This is a genomic window from Ideonella sp. P3_A4, assembly GCF_056403075.1.
On sequence record NZ_JBFUGE010000571.1, the window covers coordinates 1 to 3,860 of the forward strand.

3 protein-coding genes are annotated in these 3,860 nt (G+C 66.9%); 1 reads left to right on the forward strand and 2 read right to left on the reverse strand.

What is annotated here, in order from left to right:
* Positions 1-98: 98 nt before the first annotated feature.
* Entirely contained in the window at positions 99-1,631 is a 1,533-nt protein-coding gene (locus tag AC1DYI_RS29090) for a sugar ABC transporter ATP-binding protein (RefSeq protein WP_477207604.1), read from the reverse strand.
* 111 nt (positions 1,632-1,742) lie between these two features.
* Positions 1,743-2,777: a substrate-binding domain-containing protein gene (locus AC1DYI_RS29095; RefSeq protein WP_477207602.1), complete on the reverse strand. Its 1,035-nt coding sequence runs from the start codon at positions 2,775-2,777 to the stop codon at positions 1,743-1,745.
* Between the two features lie 184 nt (positions 2,778-2,961).
* On the opposite strand from AC1DYI_RS29095, the gene AC1DYI_RS29100 reads away from it, so the two are divergent.
* Positions 2,962-3,860 (forward strand): FGGY family carbohydrate kinase (locus AC1DYI_RS29100; RefSeq protein ID WP_477207603.1); only part of this gene is annotated, 899 nt, incomplete at its 3' end.

A 3,860-nucleotide genomic window follows, 5' to 3' on the forward strand; every position in this document is an offset into this window, starting at 1 on the left:
GCAGCAGGCCGGCTTCGCGCAGCTTGATCGGGCTGGTGCCGGACTTCGCTCGCGGTGCTGCGGCCTCCTGCCCAGTCAATACCGGCGGCGCCACGGTTTCAAGCTTCGACATCCAACAACTCCTTGGCAGCGAGGCCTGAAGCCAATCGCAGCAGACGTTCTTCGGTCATCTCGCCCGCCGCCACCTCACCGGCAACGCGGCCTTCTCGGATGACCAGCGCGCGGTCGCACAGGCCGATGATCTCGGGCAGCTCCGACGAAATCACGATCACGCCGACGCCCTGGTTGGCGAATTCGCGCAGCAGGTGATGGATCTCGGACTTGGCGCCCACGTCGACCCCACGCGTCGGTTCGTCCATCAGCATCACGATCGGGTGCGTCGCCAGCAGCTTGGCGATCGCGACCTTCTGCTGGTTGCCGCCCGACAGGCTGGCCACGTCGTTGGCAAGGCCGGGCGTCTTGATGTTCAGCTGCGAGACCAGCTCTTCGCTCAAGGCCAGTTCGGCGGAGCGCCTCAGCAGCCCCCAGCGTGAGCTGACGAGGCGCGACGCCATCGACGAGATGTTCTGCGCCACCGACAGTTCAAGGAAGACGCCCGCCGCCTTGCGGTCTTCGCTCAGGTAGGCGATGCCTTGGCGCAGTGCGTCGCTGTACTGGCGGATCACCAGCGGCCGGCCGTTCAGCCGCATGCTGCCTCGGCGTGCCGGTCGCAAGCCGCACACCATCTCGACGAGCTCGGTGCGACCGGCGCCCATCAGCCCGGCGATGCCGAGCACCTCGCCGCGCCGCAGTGCGAACGAGATGCCGTTCACGCACTCGCCGTCACCGATGTCCTCGACCTCGAGCAGCGGGGTCGCCCCGATGTCGACCTCGACCTTCGGCGGAAAGTAGTTGCCGAGGTCCCGGCCGACCATGGCCCGCACCAGCACATCCGGGTTCACATCGGCGATCGGTGCGCACAGCACATCGCGGCCATCACGCAGCACGGTGGCCCGGTCGCAATGCGCAAAGATCTCGGCCATGCGGTGGCTGATGTAGATGATGCCGATGCCCTGCGCCTGCAAGTCGTGCAGCACGCGGAACAGCGCCGTCGACTCCCGCTCGGTCAGTGCAGCCGTCGGCTCGTCGAGGATCAGCACTTTGCAGTCCAGCGTCAGCGCCTTGGCGATCTCGACCAGCTGCTGGTGGCAGATCGGCAGGTCGTCCACGCGGCGTTCGGGCGCGATGTCCTGCCCCAGCTTCGCCAGCGCGCGGGCCGCGCGTTCGTTCAGCGCGGCGTAGTCCATCCACGCGCCGGCGCCCGCGCCGATCTCGTGCATGAAGATGTTCTCGGCCACCGTCGCGTCGCCACAGAGCGCGATCTCCTGGTGCACCAGGCCGATGCCCAGGCGCATCGCTTGCGCCGGGCCGTCGATCACCACCTGCTCGCCATCGAGATAGATGTCGCCCCCGTCGGGCTGGTGGATGCCGTCGATGATCTTCATCAGCGTCGACTTGCCGGCACCGTTCTCGCCGCACAGCGCGTGGATCTCGCCGCGGCGCAGCGAGAAGTGCACCCCGGCGAGCGCACGCGACGCGCCGAAGTGCTTGTGGATGCCGCGCAGTTCGAGCAGCGGCGCCGTGGAAGACATCATCGGTGCCCTCCTCCGGTCGACCGGACGGCGCTCATTCATGCCCCCTACGATGCTGCGCACCGATCCCCCCGAGGGGGAGCGAGCGCCTACGGAACGGCCGGGCGGCGCTCATTCGTTGATGCCCTTGGTGCCGCGGCGCGCGAGGTATTTGTCCCAGTAGAAGTCGTCGGCGTTGGCCTTGCTGACGATCGACAACCCGTTGTCGAGGAAGGGCACCGCCATCGGGTTGGCGCCGGCGCGCTTGGCGTCGTTCATCGGGTCGATCAGCTGGGCATTCTTGGCCAGGAACAGCAGCATCATCCCCATGTAGCCCTGCACGCCCTGGTTCGGGTTGATCGCGCCGAACACGTCGCCAGACTTGATCATGTCCAGGATCTTGGCGTTGACGTCGCAGCACATCACACGGATGTTCTTCTTCGTCTCGACCTTGGCCTGCGCCGCACCGAGCGCCGAGTTGGCCTCGGGCATGAAGATCGCGCCGAGGTTCGGGTTGGCTTGCGCCAGGCTCAGCGTGGCTTGGTAGGCCTTGTTCGGGTCCTGGTTGCTCGCGGCGCGGCCCACCAGCTTCATGCCCGGGTGCTTCGTCTTCATGCGGTTGACGAAGGCGGCCACGCGGCGGTCGTGGTTGTCCTGACCCGGGTTCTCGAGCACTGCGTAGTCGCCCTTGTCGCCCAGCGCAGTGGCGATCGCATCGGCTGCATACGAGCCTTCGCGGTCGTTGTCCGACGTGACGAACGACACGCGTTTGGAGTTCGGAGAATCGGCGGCGAAGGTGACCACCGGGATGCCCATTGCCGCCGCCCGGTTGATCGGCTCGATGAACGGGTCGGGGTTCATCGGGTGCAGCAAGATGCCGGCCGGCTTGCGCGCCAGCTCCTGTTCGAACGAGGCCAGCTGCTTGTTGACGTCGTACTCGGGCGTGCCGCTGTAGCGCGTCTTCACGCCCAGCGTGCGGCCGAGCTGCTTCATCATCTCGTAGACCGGGAACCAGTACTCGACGCCCGAGACCATCACGTTCATCACGTAGACGTCGTTGGAATTGCCATGCAGCCCCGCCGCAGCGGCGGTTTGCGCGAATGCGCCGGTGGCGCCCAACATGCCAGTGCCCGCCACGGCGGCGGTCTTCAAGAAATCTCGCCTCATCGCTGTCTCCTGTGTTCGCCGATCTCGCGGGCGACCTCGTTTTGCTGCCCAGCCTTCGCCTTGTTTCAGGTCGAATGGCGCTTCGTTGTCATGACATCTGAAGAATATCGGCTAGACTTTTGTCGAACAACCTAGGGGAAACACGAGATGTGTCGTCGATTAAGAGCAATGACGATGTTATGACATGAAAACAGACATCTTCATCGGCATCGACATGGGCTCCAGCAGCCTGAAGGCCGTCGCTTTCGAGGCGGGCAGCGGCGCGACGCTGGCCACGGCAGGCGGCCCGCTGCCCCACATGCGCAAGCCAGATGGCAGCTGCGAGCTCGCCGAAACAGCCTTGCGCACCGCGCTGGCGCAGGCTCTGCAAGGGGTGTCGCGGCAGCTCGGCCCGCGCGTTGCACAGGTGCGCGCGATCGGTTGCACAGGGCACGGTGCGGGCCTGTATGCACTGGGCGCGCAGGGCGCACTGTTGCGCGGCTGCGCGGTAGCCTCCACCGACCAGCGAGCTGCCGCGCGAGCGCAGGCGCTGAGCCGCGAACACGGCGCGGCACTGTTCGACGAGGTGGGCTGCCAACCGTGGGCGGGCCAGCCGGCACTGATCGCGGCAGAGTTGTTGGCCACCGGCGCGCTGCAGCGTGGCGAGATTCGCCACCTGCTGTTCGCGAAGGACTACCTGGCCTTCTTGATGACCGGCGAAATGGCCACCGATGCCAGCGATGCGAGCACCGCGGGGCTGTTGTCGCTCACCACGGGCCGCTGGTCATCGGCCGCCTTCGAGGCCACTGGCCTGAGCGATCTTGCCGCGCATGCACTGCCGCCGTTGGTGCCCAGCGGTACCGCAGTCGGCCGGCTGCAGCCAACAGAGGCCGCTGAATACGGCTTGCCCGCCGGTGTGCCGGTGGTCACCGGCGCGATCGACCTGTTGGCCTCGTTGCTTGCAGTGGGTGCCGCTGGCCGCGGGCAGCAGGTGGCCGTGCTCGGCACCTGGTGCGTCAACGTCGTGGTCGCACCGGTGCGGCCGGTGTTGCCGCCCGTTGCCGCCATCGTCGACGCTGGCCTGCCGARCGACCGGCTCTACAT